This is a genomic window from Variovorax sp. H27-G14 (assembly GCF_046156345.1).
Classification (GTDB): domain Bacteria; phylum Pseudomonadota; class Gammaproteobacteria; order Burkholderiales; family Burkholderiaceae_C; genus Variovorax.
The window spans coordinates 196,709-219,274 of sequence record NZ_JAYLVN010000001.1 but is presented as its reverse complement, the minus strand read 5'-3'; the positions used below and the strand labels follow the sequence as shown (position 1 = coordinate 219,274).

General features: G+C 65.9%; 21 protein-coding genes. All 21 read right to left on the bottom strand.

Going from position 1 to position 22,566, the window contains the following annotated elements; genetic code table 11:
- Nucleotides 1-114 precede the first annotated feature (114 nt).
- Complete coding sequence (gene mnhG, locus VLK31_RS01075; protein ID WP_409166519.1) at nt 115-471, bottom strand: monovalent cation/H(+) antiporter subunit G; 357 nt, start codon at nt 469-471, stop codon at nt 115-117.
- The gene (locus tag VLK31_RS01070) at nt 468-746 is read right to left on the bottom strand and encodes a K+/H+ antiporter subunit F (protein WP_409166518.1); all 279 of its coding nucleotides are present in this window, start codon (nt 744-746) and stop codon (nt 468-470) included. Before VLK31_RS01070 ends, mnhG begins: the two co-directional genes overlap by 4 nt.
- A complete protein-coding gene (locus VLK31_RS01065; RefSeq protein ID WP_409166517.1) occupies nt 743-1,234 on the bottom strand; it encodes a Na+/H+ antiporter subunit E in 492 nt (163 codons plus the stop codon). The genes VLK31_RS01070 and VLK31_RS01065 overlap by 4 nt, the downstream gene beginning before the upstream one ends.
- Nucleotides 1,231-2,886 carry a monovalent cation/H+ antiporter subunit D gene (locus VLK31_RS01060; RefSeq protein WP_409167343.1) on the bottom strand — a complete coding sequence of 552 codons (1,656 nt, stop codon included), beginning with the start codon at nt 2,884-2,886 and terminating at the stop codon, nt 1,231-1,233. Before VLK31_RS01060 ends, VLK31_RS01065 begins: the two co-directional genes overlap by 4 nt.
- 41 nt (nt 2,887-2,927) lie before the next feature.
- Entirely contained in the window at nt 2,928-3,278 is a 351-nt protein-coding gene (locus tag VLK31_RS01055) for a Na+/H+ antiporter subunit C (protein WP_409166516.1), read from the bottom strand.
- Nucleotides 3,278-6,220: a monovalent cation/H+ antiporter subunit A gene (locus VLK31_RS01050; RefSeq protein ID WP_409166515.1), complete on the bottom strand. Its 2,943-nt coding sequence runs from the start codon at nt 6,218-6,220 to the stop codon at nt 3,278-3,280. The genes VLK31_RS01055 and VLK31_RS01050 overlap by 1 nt, the downstream gene beginning before the upstream one ends.
- Nucleotides 6,221-6,296: 76 nt before the next feature.
- Entirely contained in the window at nt 6,297-6,674 is a 378-nt protein-coding gene (gene crcB / locus VLK31_RS01045; RefSeq protein WP_409166514.1) for a fluoride efflux transporter CrcB, read from the bottom strand.
- 10 nt (nt 6,675-6,684) lie between these two features.
- Nucleotides 6,685-7,986: a TRAP transporter large permease gene (locus tag VLK31_RS01040; protein ID WP_409166513.1), complete on the bottom strand. Its 1,302-nt coding sequence runs from the start codon at nt 7,984-7,986 to the stop codon at nt 6,685-6,687.
- Nucleotides 7,979-8,488, bottom strand: a complete 510-nt coding sequence (locus tag VLK31_RS01035) for a TRAP transporter small permease (protein WP_409166512.1) — start codon at nt 8,486-8,488, stop codon at nt 7,979-7,981. The genes VLK31_RS01040 and VLK31_RS01035 overlap by 8 nt, the downstream gene beginning before the upstream one ends.
- Before the next feature lie 21 nt (nt 8,489-8,509).
- On the bottom strand, nt 8,510-9,478 hold the full coding sequence (locus VLK31_RS01030) for a TRAP transporter substrate-binding protein (protein ID WP_409166511.1): 969 nt from the start codon (nt 9,476-9,478) through the stop codon (nt 8,510-8,512).
- Between the two features lie 145 nt (nt 9,479-9,623).
- Nucleotides 9,624-9,947: a ComEA family DNA-binding protein gene (locus VLK31_RS01025; protein WP_409166510.1), complete on the bottom strand. Its 324-nt coding sequence runs from the start codon at nt 9,945-9,947 to the stop codon at nt 9,624-9,626.
- Between the two features lie 133 nt (nt 9,948-10,080).
- Nucleotides 10,081-11,250, bottom strand: coding sequence for a lipopolysaccharide assembly protein LapB (lapB, locus tag VLK31_RS01020; protein ID WP_409166509.1), 1,170 nt, complete (start codon nt 11,248-11,250; stop codon nt 10,081-10,083).
- Nucleotides 11,240-11,581, bottom strand: a complete 342-nt coding sequence (locus VLK31_RS01015; protein ID WP_409166508.1) for a lipopolysaccharide assembly LapA domain-containing protein — start codon at nt 11,579-11,581, stop codon at nt 11,240-11,242. The genes lapB and VLK31_RS01015 overlap by 11 nt, the downstream gene beginning before the upstream one ends.
- A 57-nt stretch (nt 11,582-11,638) precedes the next feature.
- Nucleotides 11,639-11,983 carry an integration host factor subunit beta gene (locus VLK31_RS01010; RefSeq protein ID WP_409166507.1) on the bottom strand — a complete coding sequence of 115 codons (345 nt, stop codon included), beginning with the start codon at nt 11,981-11,983 and terminating at the stop codon, nt 11,639-11,641.
- 71 nt (nt 11,984-12,054) lie between these two features.
- Complete coding sequence (gene rpsA, locus VLK31_RS01005; protein WP_409166506.1) at nt 12,055-13,743, bottom strand: 30S ribosomal protein S1; 1,689 nt, start codon at nt 13,741-13,743, stop codon at nt 12,055-12,057.
- Between the two features lie 206 nt (nt 13,744-13,949).
- A complete protein-coding gene (locus tag VLK31_RS01000) occupies nt 13,950-15,962 on the bottom strand; it encodes a bifunctional 3-phosphoshikimate 1-carboxyvinyltransferase/cytidylate kinase (RefSeq protein WP_409166505.1) in 2,013 nt (670 codons plus the stop codon).
- A gap of 1 nt (nt 15,963) precedes the next feature.
- On the bottom strand, nt 15,964-16,854 hold the full coding sequence (locus VLK31_RS00995; RefSeq protein WP_409166504.1) for a prephenate dehydrogenase: 891 nt from the start codon (nt 16,852-16,854) through the stop codon (nt 15,964-15,966).
- 19 nt (nt 16,855-16,873) lie between these two features.
- Nucleotides 16,874-18,007, bottom strand: a complete 1,134-nt coding sequence (pheA, locus tag VLK31_RS00990) for a prephenate dehydratase (RefSeq protein WP_409166503.1) — start codon at nt 18,005-18,007, stop codon at nt 16,874-16,876.
- Nucleotides 18,008-18,037: 30 nt separating this feature from the next.
- The gene (gene serC, locus VLK31_RS00985) at nt 18,038-19,105 is read right to left on the bottom strand and encodes a 3-phosphoserine/phosphohydroxythreonine transaminase (protein WP_409167342.1); all 1,068 of its coding nucleotides are present in this window, start codon (nt 19,103-19,105) and stop codon (nt 18,038-18,040) included.
- A 70-nt stretch (nt 19,106-19,175) separates the two neighbouring features.
- Nucleotides 19,176-19,754, bottom strand: coding sequence for a DUF2059 domain-containing protein (locus tag VLK31_RS00980; RefSeq protein WP_409166502.1), 579 nt, complete (start codon nt 19,752-19,754; stop codon nt 19,176-19,178).
- Complete coding sequence (gene gyrA, locus VLK31_RS00975) at nt 19,751-22,396, bottom strand: DNA gyrase subunit A (RefSeq protein ID WP_409166501.1); 2,646 nt, start codon at nt 22,394-22,396, stop codon at nt 19,751-19,753. The genes VLK31_RS00980 and gyrA overlap by 4 nt, the downstream gene beginning before the upstream one ends.
- Between the last annotated feature and the right edge of the window lie 170 nt (nt 22,397-22,566).

Genomic DNA, 22,566 nt, shown 5'->3' with positions numbered 1-22,566 from the left:
GTGCCTTGCGCAGCGAAATAAAGGAGGAGGCCGCAGGCCGGGGGACATTCGCGGAGCAAGGCACCCCGTCGGCGTGAGCGTCGCCCCGAACAGCAGCAGCGCGCAAAAAACGACTCAGCTCGACTTGGCCTCAGGCGGCACATCGCCCCCCTTCTGCCGCTCCCGAAAGAGGGCAGCACGCATCAGAAAAATGGTAGTGATCGGGGCGGTGAGGGCGATGAACAGCACGATCAACACCGCGTGCAGGAACAGGCTGAAGCCCTGCACCGAAAAGTAGACGATGGTGGCAATGGTCATGCACCACACGCCCACCGTCGCGCCCAACGTGGGCGCATGAATGCGGCGAAAGAAGGTCGGCAGCCGCACCAGGCCGAAAGACCCGATGGCCGCAAAAGCCGCGCCCAGCACCGCGAACACCGCCGTGATGATCTCCGCCCACAACGGCAACGGACCGACGATGAAGTCGTTCATTCGATCACCTCCCCGCGCAACAAGAATTTGGCCATGGCTGTCGAGCTCACGAAGCCGAACAACGCGATCAGCAATGCCGCCTCGAAGTACACATTGCTCGCGTAGATGATGCCCAGCACCAGCATCATGAGCATGCCGTTGACATACAGACAGTCCAGCGCCATCACGCGGTCTTGCGCCGTGGGGCCTATCAACAGGCGCGAGACCGCGCACAGCATGGCCACCGCCAGCAGGAACAACGCGAACTTCAAGGCCCAGAAAAGGATGGGTGTCATGACTCGAAGATCTCCATCAGGGGGCGTTCGTAGCGCTGCTTGATCATGGCGACGAAGGCGGCATCGTCGTCCAGGTCGAACACATGAATCAGCAACGTGCTGCGGTCGAACGCCACTTCGCCCCAGGCCGTGCCGGGCGTGAGGCACATCACCATCGCAAGCACCGCCAGGCCGTTGGGGTCGCGCATGTCCAGCGGAATCTGCACGAACCTGGATTCGATGCGCGCGGTGCGCCGCGTGAGCAGCAGGCGCGCCACGTCGAACGCCGACTTCAGCATGTCGAAGGTGACAACGAAGGACAGGCGAAGCGCCACGCCAGGCCGGCGCATGCGCACCGCCGCCGGGCGCAGGCCCTTGGTGAGCAACGGCACGGCAATGGCCAGCACCACGGCCGACAGCAGCGTGACGGCCTCCAGCGACTGCTCGAGCAGTATCCACACCACGAACAACGCAACCGACAACGGCGGGGACGGAACCAGGCGCTTCATGGGGCCGTGCCCTCCTTCTTCACCGGGTTGGGCACCTGCTTGGCACCCAGCACCGCTTGACGGTACGCGGTAGGCGTCTTCAGGCCTTCGGCGGTGGCCTTGGCGTGCTGCATGACGGGCTCGGCCCACACGGTCAGCGCAACGCAGGCCGCCAGCAGGCCGGCCACCGGCAGCACTTCGAGCGCGGGCAGCGAGGGCATGGTGGCGTGGGGCTGGGTCCAGAAATGGCGAATGCCGGTGCGGCTCAATGCAATGAGCGACAGAAAGCCCGAGACGATCAGCAGCGTCAGAAAGGTCCAGCCGGCGCTGCCGATGGCCGGCGCGTTCAGCAGGCCCGACAGCATCGCGAACTTGCCGACGAAGCCCGACAGCGGTGGCAGCCCCGCCAGCAACAGCGTGCAGCCCATGAAGCTCAGGCCCAGGAAGGCGACGCCGGCGGGAATGGCGCGGCCGTAGAGCGCCTGGGCCTCGTCGTCGAGGTTCACGTCGGACAGCACGCGCAGGTCTTCGGTGAGGTAGGGCGCATTGCCCGCGGCCTCGTGCGGCGCCACGCTCATGCCCGCGTTGCGCCAGCGCTCGATCATGTCGGTCAGCAAGAAGAAGGCGCTCACCGCGACCGTGGAGCTCAGCAGGTAGTACAGCGCGCCGGCCCACACGTCCGGCTGGCCGAGGCCGACCGCCGCCAGCAGCGTGCCCGCGGACACCAGCACGCTGAAGCCCGCCAGGTTGGACAGCCGCTGCGTGCCCACGATGCCCATGGCGCCCACGAACAGCGTGGCCAGCCCGATGCCCACCAGCGCCACCTGCCCGAAGGCGGCCGAGGCGCCGGTGTCGGGCGCGAACAGCACCGTCCACAGCCGCAGGATGGTATAGATGCCTAGCTTGGTGAGCAGCGCAAACACCGCGCCCACCGGCGACACCGACGCGCTGTACGCCGGCACCAGCCAGAAGTTGAGCGGCCACGCGCCCGCCTTGGCGAAGAAAGCCGTGGCCAGAATGGCCGCGGCCGCATGCACGAGGCCGCGGTCGCCCGGCGCGAGCTCGGCGATGCGCACGCCCAGGTCGGCCATGTTCAGCGTGCCGGTCACGCCATAAAGAATGGCCGCGCCGATGAGGAACAGCGAAGACGCCGCCAGGTTGATCGCGATGTAGTGCAGCCCCGCCTGCACCCGCAGCCGGCCCGAGCCGTGCAGCAGCAGGCCGTAGGAGGCCGCGAGCATCACCTCGAAGAAGACGAACAGGTTGAACAGGTCGCCCGTGAGAAACGCACCGTTCAGGCCCATCAGCTGCAGCTGCAGCAAGGGATGAAAGTGCACGCCCGCGCGGTCCCACCGAGAGGTGGAGTAGATCGACGCCGCGAAGGCGATGACGCCGGTGAGCGCCACCATCATGGTGGAGAGCCGGTCGGCCACCAGCACGATGCCGAAGGGCGCGCGCCAGTTGCCCGGAAGGTACACGCCGATGGAGCCGGGCCCGCCGCCGGTGTCCGCCGCGTTCACCCAGCGCAGCAGAGCCAGCGCGGCCAGCAGGCCGACAAGGCCCGAAACCACGCTCAGGAAAGACTTGGTACGCCGACGGTTCTCGCCCAGCAGCAGCATGAGCGCGGCGGTGAGCATGGGCACGAGGATGGGCACCGCCACCAGGTGCGGCATGCTGAACTCGAGAAACTCATCGAGCAGGTGGAAGATTTCGTTCACTCGGCCTCCTGCCGTTCTTCACCGTCCACATGGTCGGTGCCGGTGAGGCCGCGCGAGGCGAGCATCACCACGAGGAACAGCGCCGTCATGGCAAAGCCGATCACGATGGCCGTGAGCACCAGGGCCTGGGGCATCGGGTCGGCCGTGTTGGCCAGCGTGGCCTGGAAGCCCTTGATGAGCACCGGCTCGCTGTCGACCTTGAGCCGCCCCATGCTGAAGATGAACAGGTTCACCGCGTAGGAGATGAGCGTCAGGCCCATGATGACCTGGAAGGTGCGCGGGCGCAGCAGCATGTACACGCCCGAGCCGGTGAGCACGCCAATGGCGAGTGCGAGCACGATTTCCATCAGTGCGCTCCCCCCGCGCCTTCGGCCGCGGCCAGGGCTTCTTTTTCGGCCTGCTCGTCGGCCCAGCGGTGGCTTCGCACGGACTGGTGGGCCAGCGCGGTCAATATCAGCATGGTGGCGCCGAGCACCAGCGCGAACACGCCGATGTCGAAGAAGAGGGCGCTGGGCACGTGCACCTCGCCGAGCACGGGCAGGTGCAGGTGCGCGGTGTGCGTGGTCAGGAAGGGGTAGCCGAACACCACCGCGCCGCCGCCCGTGCACAGCGCCAGCAGCAGGCCGATGGCGATCCAGCGGCGCGGGTAGATGCGCAGATGCTCTTCCACCCACTCGGTGCCCGACACGATGAACTGCAGCACCAGCGCGACCGACATCACCAGCCCGGCGACGAAGCCGCCGCCCGGCGCGTTGTGCCCGCGCATGAAGAAGTACACCGACACCAGCACCGCCAGCGGCAGCACCAGCCGCACCAGCACGGCCGGCACCATCAGGTAGCCGATGGCGGTGTCGGTGGCGCGGCGCGGGTTCAGCAGGTCGCTGCTGCCGTCGTCCACCTGCAGGCGCTGCTGCGTCGGCAGGGCCATCGACTCGATGGCGGGCCTGAAGCGCCGCAGCAGCGCATAGACAGTGAGCGCCACGATGCCCAGCACGGTGATCTCGCCGAAGGTGTCGAAGCCGCGGAAGTCGACCAGCATCACGTTGACCACGTTGGTGCCGCCGCCCTCGGTGAGCGCGCGCTCCAGAAAGAAGGGCGAGATGCTCTGCGGGAAGGTGCGCGTCATCATGGCCCAGGCCAGCGCGGCCATGCCGCCGCCAGCAATGGTGGCCACCAGCAAGTCGCGCCCGCGCCGGCCCCACGGGCGCAGCCGCGCGCGCGCGGGTTGAATCACGTCCTTGCTGCGCATCGGCAGCCAGCGCAGGCCCAGCAAGATCAGCACGGTGGTCACGGCCTCGACCACCAGTTGCGTCAGCGCCAGGTCGGGTGCGGAGAACCAGATGTAGGTAACGCAAGACACCAGCCCCGCAGCTGATGCCAGCATGAGCGCGGCGAGCCGGTGGAACTTGGCCTGCCAGGCGGCGGCCAGCGCGCAGGTGCCGCCGATGACCCAGGTCATGGCGAACATCGGCGAGAAGGGCAGCAGCTCGCGCGTGCCGGGCGCGGCGGGCGTCGCCCAGAGCGACGCGGCGGCGCCCGCCACGGCCACCACCACCAGCAGCAGCAACTGCCACTGCATGCGGCGCGTGCCGAACAGGCGACGGCTGCGCCGCCCGGCTTCGCTCAGCATCGCGAGCAGGTGCTCGAAGATGACCTGCCCGTCGAAGCGGTGCAGCAGCGGCGTGTTTTCAAGGCCGCCCTGTGCGCGCTGGCGGCGTTGCAGCAGGTACAGCACGCCACCACCCACCAGCGCCACGAAGCTCATCACCAGCGGCAGGTTGAAGCCGTGCCACACGGCCAGGCTGTATTCCGGCAGCACGCCGCCCACCACCGGCGCGGCCGCGGCCGCCAGCATCGGGCCGACCGACCAGGCCGGCGCGACGCCCACCACCAGGCACACCAACACCAGCAGCTCGACCGGCACGCGCATCCAGTGCGGCGGCTCGTGCGGGTGCTTGGGCACGTCGTTGCCGCAGGGCGGGCCGAAGAACACGTCGAACACAAAGCGCGCCGAATACGCCACGCTGAAGATGCCCGCGATGGTGGCGATCACCGGCAGGCTGAAGTCGACCCACGGCGTGGCTTGGATGAACACCGTCTCCGCGAAGAACATTTCCTTCGACAGAAAGCCGTTGAGCAGCGGCACGCCGGCCATTGACGCGCTGGCGATGATGGCCAGCGTGCCGGTGATGGGCATCAGCCTCATCAGGCCGCTGAGCTTGCGAATGTCGCGCGTGCCGGTCTCGTGGTCGATGATGCCGGCCGCCATGAACAGCGACGCCTTGAAGGTGGCGTGGTTCATCACGTGGAAGACCGCCGCCACCGCCGCCAGCGGGCTGTTCAGCCCCAGCAGCAGCGTGATGAGGCCCAGGTGCGAGATGGTCGAGTAGGCCAGCAGCGCCTTCAGGTCGCGCTGGAACATGGCCGCGAAGCCGCCCAGCAGCAACGTGATGGCACCCGCGCCACCCACCAGCCAGAACCATTGCTCGGTGCCCGAGAGCACCGGCCACAGCCGCGCCATCAGGAACACGCCCAGCTTCACCATGGTGGCCGAGTGCAGATAGGCCGACACCGGCGTGGGCGCGGCCATGGCGCGCGGCAGCCAGAAGTGGAACGGGAACTGCGCGCTCTTGGTGAAGGCGCCCAGCAGCACCAGCACCAGCACCACCGGGTACAGCGCATGCGCGCGAATGAGGTCGCCCGAGGCCAGCACCACGTCGAGCTCGTAGCTGCCCACGATGCGCCCCAGCACCAGCACGCCGGCCAGCAGGCACAGCCCGCCCGCGCCGGTGACGGTGAGCGCCATGCGCGCGCCGCGCCGAGCGTCGCGGCGGTGGTGCCAGTAGCCGATGAGCAGAAACGAGAAGAGGCTGGTGAGCTCCCAGAACAGCACCATCTGAACCAGGTTGCCCGACAGCACCACGCCCATCATCGCGCCCATGAACGCGAGAAAGAACGAGAAGAAGCGCGGCACCGGGTCGGAGGCCGACATGTAGTAGCGCGCATACAGCACCACCAGCGCGCCGATGCCCAGCACCAGCATGCAGAACAGCCATGCAAAGCCGTCCATGCGAAACACCAGGTTCAGGCCCAGCGCGGGCAGCCATTCGATTTCCTGGCGCAGCACATTGCCGTGGGCAATCTGCGGAAAGAACCATGCGGCCTGGATGGCGCAGCCCAGCGCGACCAGCCCCGCCAGGGTCGACTCCCTGTTGCGCGCGTTGGACGGCATCAACGCGGCCAGCACGCTGGCGATAAAGGGGAGTGCGACGAGAAAGACCAGGGGCATTGGGGTTGATTCTATCGGCGGCCCCTATGGAAGGCCTTATCTATAACCGTAAGACATAAGGCTGTTTTTGGGACATTCAGGCCGAGAAGGCCTGCACGCTGCGAATGCCCAGCCATGTGCAAAAGAGCGAGCCGCCGAGGTGGGCCGCAGCCGTGAGCATTGCCACGCCCACGCGGCCTTCGAGCAGCATGGTCACGACTTCGGCCGAGAAGCTGGAGAAGGTGGTGAGGCCGCCCAGAAAACCGGTCACCAGCGCGAGCCGCCAGACCGGGTCGAGGTCTGGCAGCAGCTGAAAGGTGGCAATGGCCACGCCGATGAGGTACCCGCCAATCAGGTTGGCGGCCAGCGTGCCCCAGGGCATGAGGCCGCCCGCGCCAAACCAGAGAGCCAGGCCCCAGCGGGCCAGGGCGCCGATGGAGGCGCCCACGCAGATCGCAAGAATCGGAAGCAGCATGCCTCGATTGTCAGGGCGCCATCTGCTGCGGCAGCCACGTCACCAGTTGCGGCACGAAGTAGATGATGAGCACCGCCGCCACCATCAGGAAGAACATCGGCAGCGTCACCCGCGCGATGTAGAGCAGGTCTCTGCCCGTCATGCCTTGCAGCACGAACAGGTTGAAGCCCACCGGCGGCGTGATCTGCGCCATTTCGACCACCAGCACGATGAAGATGCCGAACCACACCGGGTCGATGCCCGCCGCGGTGACGGTCGGCATGATCACGCCCATGGTCAGCACCACCATCGAGATGCCGTCCAGGAAGCAGCCCAGCACCACATAGAAGGCGGCCAGCATCAGGATGAGCTGAAACTTCGACAGCCCGAGCGAGCCGATCCATTCGGCCAGGTGCCGCGGCAGGCCGATGTAGCCCATGGCCAGCGTGAGAAAGGCCGCGCCCGCGAGGATCAGCGCCATCATGCAATACAGGCGCGTGGCGCCCAGCAGCGCCTCCTTGAAGCTTTGCCAGGTCAGCGAGCCCTGCACGCCGGAGATGATCATTGCGCCCATCACGCCCACGGCCGCAGCCTCGGTCGCGGTGGCAATGCCGGCGTAGATGGAGCCCAGCACCGACAAAATGAGCAGCGCCACCGGAATCAGCGACATCGACGCCTTGAGCTTTTCCACGAACGGCAGCGTGGCGTCGGCCGGCGGCACCTTGTCGGGATTGCGCAGCGCCCAGAACACGATGTAGCCCGAGAACAGCACTGCGAGCAGGATGCCCGGAATGACGCCCGCGATGAACAGCCGCGCAATCGACACGTCCGCGCTCACCCCATAGACGATCATGATGATCGACGGCGGAATCAGCAGCCCGAGCGTGCCGGCGCCGGCCAGCGTGCCGATGACCATGTCGTCCGGGTAGCCGCGGCGCTTGAGCTCGGGCAGGCTCATCTTGCCGATGGTGGCGCAGGTGGCCGCACTCGAGCCCGACACCGCGGCAAACACCGCGCAGCCCACCACGTTGGTGTGCAGCAGGCGGCCCGGCAGGCTTTGCATCCAGGGCGCGAGGCCCTTGAACATGTCCTGCGAGAGCCGCGTGCGAAACAGGATTTCGCCCATCCACACGAACAGCGGCAGCGCGGTGAGCGTCCAGCTGGAGGCCGACCCCCAGATGGTCACGGCCATGGCGTCCCCGGCGGCGCGGGACGAGAAGATCTGCATGGCGATCCATGCCACGCCCGAGAGCGTGAGCCCGATCCACACGCCGCTGCCCAGAATGAGAAACAGCGCTGCAATCAGCAGGCCGGCAATACCGATGTCACTCATGGCGAAGCGCCTCCGTTTCGGGGGCCTTGGCAGGACGGCCGCGCCACTCGATCACGAATTCGTCGAGCGATGCAATGGCGAAGACGACAGTGCCCAGCGCCATCGACAGCTGCGGTATCCACAGCGGCGTGGCGTCGTTCCCGGTGGAAATGTCGTGGTAGTCGAGCGACTGCCAGACCAGCCGAATGCTGTACCACGCAAAGAGCATCGCGAGCAGCGTCGCGGCGCCCATGGCCCAGCGCTCGAGCCAGCGCTGCGCCGCGGGCGGCAGGCGCTGCAGCACCAGCGTCACGCGGATGTGCTCGCCGCGCTTGAGCGTGTGCGCCAGCGCCAGGAAACCCGCGCCGGCCATCAGGTAGCCCGCGTAGGCATCGATGCCTGGAATGTTGAAGTGAAGCTGCCGGCCGATGATGGACAGCAGCACCATCACCAGCAGGCCGATCATGGAAAGCGCCGCCAATGCGGCGGCGCCCATGTAGAGAAGATCAAGCGTCTTGCGCATCGGGTGCAGTTCGAGTCCGCCTCACATCTTCTTGTAGGCGTCGACCACGGCCTGGCCTTCGGGGCCGGCCTTTTCGGTCCACTCCTTGATCATGGTGTCGCCGACCTTCTTCATGTCGGCCTTCAGTTGCGCGGAGGGCACGTGCACCGTCATGCCGTTCTTCTTGAGCAGCTCGAGGTACTCGACGTTCTTTTTCTTCGACAGGTCCCAGCCGCGCTTTTCGGCGTCTGCCGCGGCCTTGAGCACCGCGTCTTGCGTGGGCTTGTCGAGCGCGTCGAAGGCCTTCTTGTTCATGAGGATCGCGTTCTTCGGCAGCCAGGCCTGGGTGTCGTAGAAGTTCTTGATGTATTCGTAGGTCTTGGTGTCGTAGCCGGTGGAGCCCGAGGACATGTACGACTCGATCACGCCGGTGGCCATGGCCTGCGACAGCTCGGCCTGCTGCACCGTGACGGGCTGCGCGCCCACAAGCTCGCCGATGCGCGCGGTGGCCGGGCTGTAGGCGCGCCACTTCACGCCCTTCAGGTCGGCGGCCGAGGCAATTTCCTTCTTCACGAAGATGCCTTGCGGCGGCCAGGCCACCGTGTAGAGCAGCACGATGCCTTGCTCGGCCAGCTTCTTCTCGAGCACCGGCTTTTGCGCCTGGTAGAGCTTCCAGGCGGCGTCATAGCTGTCGGCCAGGAACGGAATGCCGTCGGCACCGAACATCTGCCATTCGTTCTGGTAGTTCACCAGCAGGATTTCGCCCAACTGGGCCTGGCCGCCTTGCACGGCGCGCTTGATCTCGGGCGCCTTGAACAGCGAGGCATTGGAATGCACCGTGATCTTGAGCTTGCCGCCGCTGCCCTTGTCCACGTCGCTGGCGAACTGGGTGATGTTCTCCGTGTGGAAGTTGCTTGCCGGGTAGGCGGTGGGCAGGTCCCACTTGGTCTGCGCGAAGGCTGCTGTGCTGAGGGTCAGGCCAATGAGGGCAATGCCGAACTTGTGATTCATGAGTGCTCCGGAACGTATGAAAGTGAAAGCGAAAAAGAGCATACGTGCAAATTCCGGGCCATCGGTGAGGCATTTCCCTGCCTTGGTGCACGCATGAAAAAGCCGCCCGAAGGCGGCTTTGCTTGGCATGGGTGCGGCCAGGTGCTCAGGGCTTGGCGGCCTTGGCTGGCTTGCTCGTCTTGGCTTCGGCGGGTGCTGCGCCACCGAAGGTCTTGCCGTTGACCGTGAGGCCTTCGCCCGACAGCTTCTCGGCCTTCTTTTCCTTCACGCCCTTCACGCGCTGCATGAGGTCGGGCCAGTCCTTGAACTCGCCTTCCTTGCGCGCATCGAGGATGCGTTTGGACATCGCCGGGCCGACGCCCTTGATGCCGTCGAGGTCGGCCGCGGTGCCCTTGTTGACGTCGACCGCGGCAAACGAAGCCATCGCGACCAGCATGGCCGTGGCGGCCAGCAACTTCTTGAAGATCATTTTTTACTCCCTGATTGTTGATATGACTGACAGCCGACAGGAACGTCGGCCCGCGCTCAACGGGGGCAGGAAGCGGGTCGTTGACGCGCGAAAGCATTGCCTGCTTTCACGTGACCATTGTTCAAAAAAGTGATCAGAGTTCTTCGACGCGGCGCGGCGGATAGCTGTCCCAGGCCTGGCAGCCGGGGCAGTGCCAGAAGTACTGGTGCGCCTCGAAGCCGCAGGCCGCGCAGCGGTAGCGCATGAGCGGTCGCGTGGCCTGGTCGAGCGCGCGTTGCACCTGCGGATGGAACTGCTCGTGCTCGAAGCGCTCGCCCGCCAGCCAGCGCGAGGCCGCCACCAGCGAAGGCTGCTGCGCAAGGTGGGCGATGTAGCCGTCGCGCGGCGTGGGCTGCGGGTCTTGCGCGCTGGCGCTGGGCGTGCCGCCGAGCGCGATCACTGATTCGAGTACGTCGATGGAGGGCGACTCCACATAGCGCCGTTGCAGCAACGCGAGCGCATCGGCTTCGCGGTGCGCTGCGACCGCGGCCTGCTGCAGGGCCGAGGCATAGAGCGGCAGCGCGAGCGGCGCGGTGTCGCTCAGTGCCGCCAGCGTGTCGAAGGCGCCGGCTGCGTTGCCGCTGCGCAGTTGCAGGTTGGCCGTGTCGATGGCGGGGCGCGGTGCCTGGGGCGCGAGCTCGACGGCGGCCGCCAGCAGCGTTGCGGCACCTGGCAGATCGCCGGACGCGACGTGCTCGGTGGCCTGCTCGCACAGGTGGTGCGCGCGGCGCGTGCTGTAGCTGGCCTGGTCGGACTCGTCGAGCTTGCGTGCCACGTCGGCGGCCTGCGACCACTCGCGCGAGCGCTCGTAGATGGCCAGCAGCGACAGCCGCGCTTCGTTCTCGTAGCGCGTGCCTTCGAGCTTGTGCAGCGCGGCCTCGGCGCGGTCGAGCAGGCCGGCGCGCAAGAAGTCTTGCGCCAGCGCATGCTGGGCGCGCTCGCGGTCGCTGCGGCTCAGGTCGCCCCGTCCGAGCAGATGCTCGTGCACGCGCACCGCGCGCTGGTATTCGCCGCGGCGGCGAAACAGGTTGCCGAGCGCAAAGTGCAGCTCCTGCGTGTCGGGGTCGTTCTGCACGGCCTCGATGAAGGCGTCGATGGCTTGGTCCTGCTGCTCGTTGAGCAGAAAGTTCAGGCCGCGAAAGTAGGCTTTGGGGGCCTGGCGGTTCTCCAGCTTGAGTTGCCGGATGTCGAAGCGCGATGCGAGCCAGCCCAGCACAAAGGCGACGGGCAGGCTGATCAGCAGCCAGCTGGGATCAAAGTCCATGTTGACGTACGGCGGGGAGGTCGGTGGCGGAAATGGAGGGCGCCGCGGCTGTTGCTGTGGCGGCTGCGGCGGTGGTGGGCATCGGTGCCTGGGCTTGTGCCACAGCGGGCAGCTGTGCCGCGGCGGCACGGTGTTTCCACCAGCCCGGCAGCATGCCCAGCGCACCCACCACCAGCCCGCCGGCAAATGCCGCGAGCACGACAAGCACCAGCGGCGCGCGCCAGTAGGTACCGAAGAAGAAGTAGACGGTCGCGTCTTGCTGGTTGTTCAGCGCGAAAGCGAAGAGCGTAAAAAAAATGGCTGCCTTGAGCAGCCACAGGAGGTATTTCATAGCCGTTCCCGTTGCGGGAGGCATTCTACGTTTGCAGGCATTTCGCTCGCCCGTGCATCAGGCACTCGAGGCCTTGGACGCCTTGACGGCCTTGGCTTCCTTGCCCGCATCGAGCTCTGCCGTCTTTGCGTCCACGGCCTCGCGCAGCGCCTTGCCGGGCTTGAAGTGCGGCACCCGCTTTTCGGGAATCTGCACGCTCTCGCCCGAACGCGGATTGCGTCCGATGCGCGGCGGACGCCGGTTGACCGAGAAGCTGCCGAAGCCACGGATCTCGATGCGGTGTCCGCGCACCAACGCGTCGCTCATCGCGTCCAGGATGGTCTTGACGGCGTATTCCGCATCGCGGTGCGTGAGCTGCGCAAAGCGCGCTGCAAGTTCTTCGACGAGGTCTGAGCGGGTCATGGGCCAAACAAAAACGTGGACGAAAAAAAAGACAGAGCGGCCCCAGGGCCTGCTCTGTCTTCGGACTCAGCTTACTTGTTGTCGCTGTTGTCGAGCTTGGCGCGCAGCAGGGCGCCCAGGCTGGTCGTGCCCGCGTTTTCGCGTGCCGACTGCTGGCTCAGGTTGGCCATGGCGCCTTGTTCGTCGACCATGTCCTTCTGCTTGATCGACAGCTGAATGTTGCGGGTCTTGCGATCCACATTCACGACGATGGCGGTGACTTCGTCGCCTTCCTTCAGCACGTTGCGGGCATCTTCGACGCGGTCGCGCGAGATTTCCGAAGCACGCAGGTAGCCGAGGATGTCCTCGCCCAGGTCGATTTCAGCGCCGCGGGCGTCCACGGTCTTGACCTTGCCGGTCACGATCTGGCCCTTGTCGTTCACGGTGGTGAACGTGGTGAACGGGTCGCTGTCGAGTTGCTTGATGCCCAGCGAGATGCGTTCGCGGTCGACGTCGACTGCCAGCACGAGCGCTTCGACTTCCTGGCCCTTCTTGTAGTTGCGAACGGCGGTTTCGCCGGCTTCGTTCCACGAGAGGTCAGACAGGTGAACCAGACCGTCGATGCCGGCAGCCAGGCCAACGAACACGCCGAAGTCGGTGATCGACTTGATCGGGCCCTTGACGCGGTCGCCACGCTTGGTGTTTTGAGCGAACTCTTGCCACGGGTTGGCCTTGCACTGCTTCATGCCCAGGCTGATGCGGCGCTTGTCTTCGTCGATTTCCAGAACCATGACTTCGACTTCGTCGCCGAGCGAGACGATCTTGTTCGGAGCGATGTTCTTGTTGGTCCAGTCCATTTCGGAGACGTGCACCAGGCCTTCGATGCCGGGTTCGAGTTCGACGAACGCGCCGTAGTCGGCAATGTTCGTGACCTTGCCGAACAGGCGGGTCGATTGCGGGTAGCGGCGCGAAACGCCCATCCACGGGTCGTCACCCATTTGCTTCAGACCCAGCGAGACACGGTTCTTTTCGGTGTCGAACTTGAGGATCTTGGCGGTGATTTCCTGGCCGGCCTGAACGACTTCGCTCGGGTGGCGAACACGGCGCCATGCCATGTCGGTGATGTGCAGCAGGCCGTCGATGCCGCCGAGGTCCACGAACGCACCGTATTCGGTGATGTTCTTGACCACGCCGCGCACGACTGCGCCTTCCTTCAGGGTTTCCATCAGCTTGGCGCGCTCTTCGCCCATGCTGGCTTCGACCACGGCACGGCGCGACAGCACGACGTTGTTGCGCTTGCGGTCGAGCTTGATGACCTTGAATTCAAGGGTCTTGTTCTCGTACGGGGTCAGGTCCTTGATGGGACGCGTGTCGATCAGCGAGCCCGGCAGGAATGCGCGGATGCCGTTGACCAGAACGGTCAGGCCGCCCTTGACCTTGCCGCTGGTGGTGCCGGTGACGAAGTCGCCGGATTCCAGGGCCTTCTCCAGGGCGAGCCACGAAGCCAGACGCTTGGCGGTGTCGCGCGAGAGGATGGTGTCGCCGTAACCGTTTTCAACGCTGCCGATGGCAACGGAAACGAAATCGCCGGCCTGGACTTCGAGTTCGCCCTTGTCGTTCTTGAACTCTTCGATCGGCACATACGCTTCGGACTTCAGACCGGCGTTGACGACGACGTGGTTGTGTTCGACACGCACGACTTCGGCCGTGATGACCTCGCCGGTGCGCATTTCGGAACGCTTCAGGGACTCTTCGAACAGGTCGGCAAAAGATTCAGACATTTATGGTTCCTTCCGTCAGGCAGTGTTGGCAGGCGCTCTTGCGAAATTGCGTGCGGCTGCTGTGGGTCTGTAGACGGCGGTTTTTTGGGCGTGAGCCCGGGTTCGTTGAACAACCAGCAGGCCGGTGCGCTGTCGCGCGAAGAGAGCCTGCGGGAGCGGTATGCGCCCCCTGAAGATCTGGCGATATTCAGTTGGGCGCCAGCCTCTCAAGCGGACTTGAAGGGCTGTACTTGTTGCCACCACTCCAACACCTGGTCGATCGATTGCTCGATGGAAAGCTGGGAGTTGTCGAGGTGGCGAGCGTCTTGCGCCGGCTTCAGAGGGGCGACGCTGCGGGATGAGTCCCGGGCGTCACGTGCTTCCAAGTCGGAGCGAAGACTGTCGAGTGTAGTCGAAATACCCTTTGAAATCAACTGCTTATGGCGCCGTTCGGCGCGCTGCGCGGCGCTTGCGGTAAGGAACACCTTGAGCGTGGCGTCGGGGAAGATCACGGTGCCCATGTCGCGGCCGTCGGCCACCAGGCCCGGCAGCTCGCGAAAGCGCTGCTGCAGCCCCAGCAGCGCCGCCCGCACGGCGGGCAGGGCAGAGACGCGCGAGGCGTCCATGCCGGCGGCTTCGGTGCGAATGTCTTCGCTGACGTCCTCGCCACCGAGCAGCACCTGGCCCTGCGTGAACTGCAGGGGCAGGGCGGCCGCCAGGGCGGCGATCTGCGCCTCGTGCTGCGGCTCGGCGCTCAGGCCGGCGCGGCGCATGGCCAGGCCGGTGACGCGGTACAGCGAGCCCGAGTCGAGGTAGTGGTAGCCCAGCAGGCGGGCCACTTCGGAGGCGAGCGTGCCTTTGCCGGAGGCGGTGGGGCCGTCGATGCAGATCACCGGCAGCTCGGCGGCCTCGGCCACCGAGAACAGGGTCTCGAAGTAGTCGGGAAAGGTCTTGGCGACGCAGTGCGGGTCGAGAATGCGCACCGGCGCCCCGGCCGGGTTGAACGCCGCCAGCGAGAAGCACATGGCCACGCGGTGGTCGTCGTAGGTGTGGATGCTGGCCGGGCGCCAGCCGGCGTGCGCCAGCGGGTGCACGCGAATGAAGTCGGGCCCGGCCTCCACGGTGGCGCCGAGCTTGCGCAGCTCGTTGGCCATGGCGTCGATGCGGTCAGTTTCCTTCACGCGCCAGCTCGCGATGTTGCGCAGCGTGGTCGGGCCGTCGGCGTAAAGCGCCATCACGGCCAGCGTCATGGCGGCGTCGGGAATGTGGTTGGCGTCGAGGTCGATCGCCTTCAGCGGCCAGGCGCCGCGGCGCACTTCGAGCCAGTTCGGCCCGCTGTCGATCAGCGCGCCCATCTGGCGGGCGGCGTCGATGAAGCGGATGTCGCCCTGGATCGAATCGGCGCCCACGCCTTCGATGCGGATGCCATTTTTGCCCGGCATGCCCGCCGCAATCGCGCCAAGCGCAATGAAATAGCTGGCGGAGGAGGCATCGGCCTCCACGTGGATGTCGCCCGGCGAGCTGTAGCGGCTGCCGGCCTGAATGGTGAAGCGCTCCCAGCCGTCGCGCCGCACCTGGATGCCGAAGCGCGCCAGCAGGTTCAGCGTGATCTCGATGTACGGCTTGGAAATCAGCTCGCCGACCACCTCGATCACGATGTCGCCGGCTGCCGCCAGCGGCAGCCCCAGCAGCAGGGCGGTCAGGAACTGGCTCGACACGTCGCCGCGCACGCGAATCGGCGCATCGAGCGCCAGTTCGCCATGCGGCACGGGGTTAATACGCAGCGGCGGGTAGCCCGGGTTGCCGAGGTAGTCGATGCGGCAGCCGAGTTGCGTCAGCGCATCGACGAGGTCGCCGATCGGGCGTTCGTGCATGCGCGGCACGCCGCTGAGTTCGAACTCGCCGCCCAGCAGCGACAGCGCCGCCGTCAGTGGGCGCATGGCGGTGCCGGCGTTGCCCAGGAACAGCGGCAGCAGCGTTGCGTTGGGCTTCAACTGGCCGCCCAGGCCGGTGATGCGCACGGTGTTGCCGTCGGGGGCGATGCCGCAGCCGAGCGCGCGCAGGGCGTCGAGCATCACGCGCGTGTCGTCCGAGTCGAGCAGGTCGTGGATGGTGGTGGTGCCGCTCGCCAGCGCGGCCAGCAGCAGCACGCGGTTGGAGATGCTCTTGGAGCCCGGCAGGCGCACGGTGCCGGCGGCGCCGGCGAGCGGGGGCAGGTCGAGGAAAGCCGTCGAGAACATGTCAGTTGTCCTGTTGCTGCGACAGGGTGCCGGTGGCCGGCTTCCAGGCCGCGCGGGTCTTGCTGGCGGCGGCAATGGCTTGCTCCAGCGCCTGCAGGTCGCCCGCGGTCATCAAGGCCTCGAGGTCTTCAAGCGCCTTGCGGAAGGCCTGCGATTGTTCGAGCACCTGCGCACGGTTGGCCAGCAGCACGTCGCGCCACATGACGGGGTCGCTCGCGGCAATGCGCGAGAAGTCGCGAAAGCCCGGGCCCGCGAGGCTCAGAAAGCGGTCGCCCTGCGGCTGCGCGGCAATGGCGTTGGTGTACGCAAAGGCCAGCAGGTGCGGCAGGTGGCTCACGGCGGCGAAGGCGGCGTCGTGCTCCTCGTGCGTCATCGTGAGCACATGCGCGCCGATGCCGCTCCACACCTGCGTGGCCCGCTGCACGTTGGAGCGCAGCGTGGCCTTGACGGGGGTCAGCACGACCTGGCGGCCCGTGAAGAGCGAGGCCTCGGCATGCTCGATACCCGACAGTTCCTTGCCCGCGATCGGGTGGGCCGGCACGAAGCTGGAGAACTGCTTCTGCAGGCCGTTGCGTGCCGCCTCGATCACGTCGCCCTTGGTCGAGCCGACGTCCATCACCAGTGTGTCGGCCGAAATGCCGTGGCGCATGGCCTTGAAGGTGGCCTCCGACGCGGCCACCGGCACCGCCAGCAGCACGATGTCGGCGCCCGACACCGCGAGCAGCGCGGAAGGCGCCGCCACGTCGATCACGCCTAGCTGGCGCGCCCGCTCTGTGGTGGAAGGCGACTTGCTGTAGCCCACCACGCGTTTCACCAGCTTCGCGCGCTTGAGCGCGAGCGCAAAGGAGCCGCCCATCAGGCCGCAGCCGATCAGTCCCAGTTGTTCGAACATGCTTGTGCCTGCCTGCCGCTCAGGCCTTGACGGGGTAGGCGCCCAGCACCTTGTAGAACGCGCAGAGACCGCGCAGCTCGGCCAGCGCCGCGGCCACGTTGGGCTGCGAGGGGTGGCCGTCGAGGTCGATGTAGAAGTAGTACTCCCACTGGCCGGTGCGCGCGGGGCGCGACTCGAAGCGCGTCATCGACACGTTGTTGGCCTTCAGCGGCACCAGCAGGTCGTGCACCGCGCCAGGTCGGTTGGGCACCGAGACGATCAGGCTCGTGCAGTCGCGGCCCGACGCCGGCGGCATGGCCAGCGTTTGCGGCAGGCAGATGACGGAAAAGCGGGTGCGGTTGTAGGAGTCGTCCTGAATGGCGTGCGCCACGATGTGCAGGCCGAAGCGGGTGGCGGCGCGTTCGCCGGCCAGTGCGGCCCAGGCCGGGTTGGTGGCCGCCAGGCGTGCGCCTTCGGCGTTGCTCGACACGGCGCGCCGCTCTGCGTTGGGCAGGTGCTTGGACAGCCAGGTCTGGCATTGGGCAAGCGCTTGCGGGTGGGCCAGCACGGCCTCGACGCCTTCGAGCGAGTTGCTGCTGCGCAGCAGATGGTGGCGAACCAGCAGGCTGACTTCGCCGACCACATGGGTGGGCGAGTGCAGGAACAGGTCGAGCGAGCGCGTCACCACGCCTTCGGTCGAGTTCTCGACGCCGACCACGCCGTACTGGGCGCTGCCTGCGGCGGTGGCGTGGAACACCTCGTCGAAGCTGGCGCAGTAGATCAGGTCGGCGGCGCCGCCGAAGTACTCGATGGCGGCCTGTTCGCAGAAGGTGCCTTCGGGGCCGAGCACGGCCACGCGTTGCGGCGATTCCAGCGCCAGGCAGGCCGACATGATTTCGCGCCAGATGGCCGCCACATGGAGGTCCTTGAGCGGACCGCCATTGCTCTTTTGCATCTTGTCGATGACCTGCGCCACGCGGTCGGGGCGAAAGAACGGGGAGCCCTCGCGTTTCTTCACCTCGCCGACCAGTTCGGCCACATGGGCCCGCTCGTTGAGCAGGCTCAGCAGACGCTGATCGAGCGAGTCGATCTGCACGCGCAGATCGGACAGGCCTTCGGATTTATCGGCGGGAGCGGCGGGAGTAGAGGGGGGTGTCGAGGCGGAATCGGTCATCTGTGCGAGCAACTGAGCGGGGGCACGCGACTAGGCGTGCGATCGCTCGAATTCTCGCATGTAGCCCACCAGGGCCTGCACCCCTTCCAGCGGCATGGCGTTGTAAATGCTGGCGCGCATGCCGCCAACCGATTTGTGCCCCTTCAGCTGGAGCAACTGCGCCTGGCGCGCGCCGGCCAGGAAGGCTTCGTTGCGCCCTTCATCGGCCAGGAAGAACGGCACGTTCATGCGCGAGCGGCAGTTCGGGTCGATTCGGTTGGCGTAGAAGTCGGAGGCGTCGATGAAGTCGTAGAGCAGCTTCGCCTTGGCGATGTTGCGTTGCTCCATGGCGGCCACGCCGGTCAGCTCGCCTTCCTTCTGCTGCAGCAGCCACTGGAAGGTAAGCCCCGCCATGTAGATGCCCCAGGTCGGCGGCGTGTTGTACATGGACTGGTTGTCGGCCACGGTCTTGTAGTTGAACGCGCTCGGGCAGATCGCGAGCGCGTGTCCCAGCAGGTCGTCGCGCACAACCACGATCGTCAGGCCGGCGGGGCCGAGGTTCTTCTGGGCGCCGCCGAAGGCCAGGCCCACGCGGGACCAATCGACGCTGCGCGAAGCAACGTGCGAAGAAAAATCGATGACCAGGGGCGCATTGCTGCCCAGTGCCGCCAGGTCGGGCAGCTGCTGGAACTCGATGCCGTTGATGGTCTCGTTGGAGCACACATGCACGTACGCGGCGTCTTTGGAGAGTTGCCAGGTCGCGGGATCGGGCAGCCTGGTGTGCTGGTCGTCGGCGTTGCTTGCGACCACGCGCGCCGTGCAATAGCGCTGCGCTTCCTTGTGCGACTTGACGCTCCAGCTGCCGGTGATGACGAAGTCGGCGGTTTGCCCGCGCGACAGGTTCATCGGCACGATGGCGTTTTCGCCAAGGCCGCCACCCTGCATGAACAGGATGTGGAAATTGGGGGGGATGGCCAGCAGCGTGCGAATGTCGGCTTCGGCCTGGGTGCAGATTGCACCGAATTCCTTGCCGCGATGGCTCATTTCCATCACGCTCATGCCGCTGCCTTGCCAGTCGAGCATTTCGGAGGCGGCGCGTTGAAGCACCGCCTCCGGCATGGCAGCCGGACCGGCCGAGAAGTTGTAGGGGCGCTTGCCGGCCGGCGTCTGCTGCTGGGTCACGTTGGTCTTACTTCTTGGCAGGTGCCTTGGCGGGAGCCTTGGCAGCGGCGGGGGCTTCGGTGGGCGCGCCCAGGGCCTTGGCGACGTTCTCGTCGAGTGCGCGCATCTTGGGTTCGATGGTGCCGCGCGTGTCGGTCACCAGCTTTTCCGTCAGTGCGGTCTGCATCTTCGGGTTCAGTTCCTGGTACTTCTTGCTGAGGGGCGAGTTGATCCAGGCCAGCAGCTGCTTGAGCTCGTCTTCGCTGAAGTTCTGTTCGAGCAGCGGGGTCAAAGCGCCAGGGGCCAGTTGGAGGGCCTTGTCGCGAACGATCGGGTAGGCGTCGTCGAAGTACTTCTTCAGCTCGGTGTCGGCCGCCTTGGCAGCGGATTCACGCTTGGCTTCTGGCACTTGCGTCTGAAGGTACTGCGAACCCGCTTGTGCGATCGGAGCGCTCGATTGTTCCACCAGGCCGCGCGCCAGCGATTCGATACCGGGGCGTTGGATGTCGATGAACTGCTTGATGAGCGTGGCCTTGTCCTGGGCCATGGCGGCCATCGAACTGCCAGCCAGGGCAACCGTCAGAAGTGCGAGTTTGATTTTTTTCACTGAGGATTCTCCGTTGAAGATGAGGAAGCATCGTCCGCGTCAGGCTCTATTTCGCCGTTGGCGTCGTTTTCGACAATGCGTTGAAGACCGCTGAGTTTGGCGCCTTCGTCGAGACCGATAAGCGTAACGCCTTGCGTTGCGCGACCCAGTTCGCGAATTTCGGCAACCCGGGTGCGCACCAGCACACCCTTGTCGGTGATGAGCATGATCTCATCATCGGCATGAACGAGAGTGGCGGCCACGACCTTGCCGTTGCGCTCACTCTGTTGAATCGCGATCATGCCTTTGGTTCCGCGGCCATGGCGCGTGTATTCGGTAATGCTTGTTCGTTTTCCGTAACCGTTCTCGGTGGCGGTGAGCACGCTCTGCTGCTCGTCCTCGGCCACCAGCATGGCGATCACGCCTTGCCCCTGGTCGAGCGACATGCCGCGCACGCCGCGCGCATTGCGGCCCAGCGGGCGCACGTCTTCCTCGTCGAAACGCACGGCCTTGCCGCCGTCGCTGAAGAGCATCACATCGTGCTTGCCGTCGGTCAGCGCCGCGCCGATCAGGTAGTCGCCCTCGTCGAGGTTCACGGCAATGATGCCGCCCTTGCGCGGGTTGTTGAACTCGTCCAGCGCGGTCTTCTTGACGGTGCCCATCGAGGTTGCCATGAACACATACTGGTCGGCCGGGAAGACGCGCTTCTCGCCGGTCAGCGCGAGCACCACGTTGATCTTCTCGCCTTCCTGCAGCGGGAACATGTTCACGATGGGGCGGCCGCGCGAGCCGCGCGAGCCGGCCGGCACTTCCCACACCTTGAGCCAGTAGAGCCGGCCGCGGTTGGAGAAGCAAAGAATGTAGTCGTGCGTATTGGCAATGAAGAGCTGGTCGATCCAGTCGTCTTCCTTGGTGGCGGTGGCTTGTTTGCCACGGCCGCCGCGCTTTTGCGCGCGGTACTCGCCCAGCGGCTGGCTCTTGATGTAGCCGCTGTGCGAGAGCGTCACCACCATGTCGGTGGGCGTGATCAGGTCTTCGGTCGACAGATCGAATGCGCTGTGCTCGACCTGGCTGCGGCGCGCGCCCAGCTTCGACTGGCCAAACTCCTGCTTGATGGTGCCGAGCTCTTCGCCAATGATGGTGGAGACGCGTTCGGGCTTGGAGAGGATGTCCAGCAGGTCGTCGATTTCGGACATGACCTCGCGGTACTCGGCCACGATCTTGTCCTGTTCGAGGCCGGTGAGGCGCTGCAGACGCATCTGCAGAATTTCCTGCGCTTGCGTTTCCGACAGGCGGTACAGGCCGTCGCCGCCCATGCCGTATTGGCGCTCCAGGCCTTCGGGGCGGTAGTCGTCCGCGTTGATCACGCCGCCGTCGGCGCGCGAGCGCGTGAGCATTTCGCGCACCAGCTTGCTGTCCCAGCTGCGGGTCATCAGCTCGGCCTTGGCCACGGGCGGCGTGGGCGACTCGCGGATGATGCGGATGAACTCGTCGATGTTGGCCAGCGCCACCGCGAGGCCTTCGAGCACGTGGCCGCGTTCGCGGGCCTTGCGCAGCGTGTAGACGGTGCGGCGCGTGACCACTTCGCGGCGGTGCTGCAGAAAGACCTGGATCAGGTCCTTCAGGTTGCACAGCTTGGGCTGGCCGTCGACCAGCGCCACCATGTTGATGCCGAAGGTGTCCTGCAGCTGCGTCTGCTTGTAGAGGTTGTTGAGCACAACCTCGGGCACTTCGCCGCGCTTGAGCTCGATCACCAGGCGCATGCCCGACTTGTCGGACTCGTCCTGAATGTGGCTGATGCCTTCGATCTTCTTCTCGTGCACCAGCTCGGCCATGCGCTCCTGCAGCGTCTTCTTGTTGACCTGGTAGGGGAGCTCGTCGACGATGATCGCCTGGCGCTGGCCGCGGTCGATGTCCTCGAAGTGGCACTTGGCGCGCATCACGACCTTGCCGCGCCCGGTGCGGTAGCCATCCTTCACGCCGTTGATGCCGTAGATGATGCCGGCGGTGGGGAAGTCGGGCGCTGGCACGATCTCCATCAGCTCGTCGATGCTGGCCTCGGGGTTGCGCAACAGGTGGAGGCAGGCGTCCACCACTTCATTCAGGTTGTGCGGTGGAATATTGGTGGCCATGCCGACCGCAATACCGCCGGAGCCATTGACCAGCAAATTCGGCAGTTGGCTCGGCAACACTTTGGGCTCTTTTTCGGAGCCGTCGTAATTGTCCTGAAAGTCGACAGTTTCCTTGTCGATATCGGCCAGCATTTCATGTGCAATTTTGGCCAGCCGGATTTCCGTATAACGCATTGCCGCTGCGTTGTCTCCATCGACCGACCCGAAGTTGCCCTGGCCGTCCACCAGCATGTGGCGCATCGAGAAGTCCTGGGCCAGGCGCACGATGGTGTCGTAGACCGACTGGTCGCCGTGCGGGTGGTATTTACCAATGACGTCGCCGACGATACGGGCCGACTTCTTGTAAGGGCGGTTCCAGTCGTTGTTGAGCTCGTGCATCGCGAAGAGCACGCGGCGGTGCACCGGCTTGAGGCCGTCGCGGGCATCGGGAAGCGCTCGGCCGACGATCACGCTCATCGCGTAGTCGAGATAGCTGCTGCGCATTTCCTCTTCGAGACTGATGGGCAGGGTTTCTTTTGCGAAGGAGGTCATGGGCAAGGGGCTGGCGGCAGGAAGGCGAAATTTTACGCTGTGAGGGGTGTCGCAACGCCGCAACACAAGGCGCCTATTCCGCCTCCGTCCTACGCTTCAGGGGTGCGCTGCGGCCTGTTTGCCAAAGACCCTATGGCACAATCGCCTCAACGTTTTGGGTGGTGGTCACT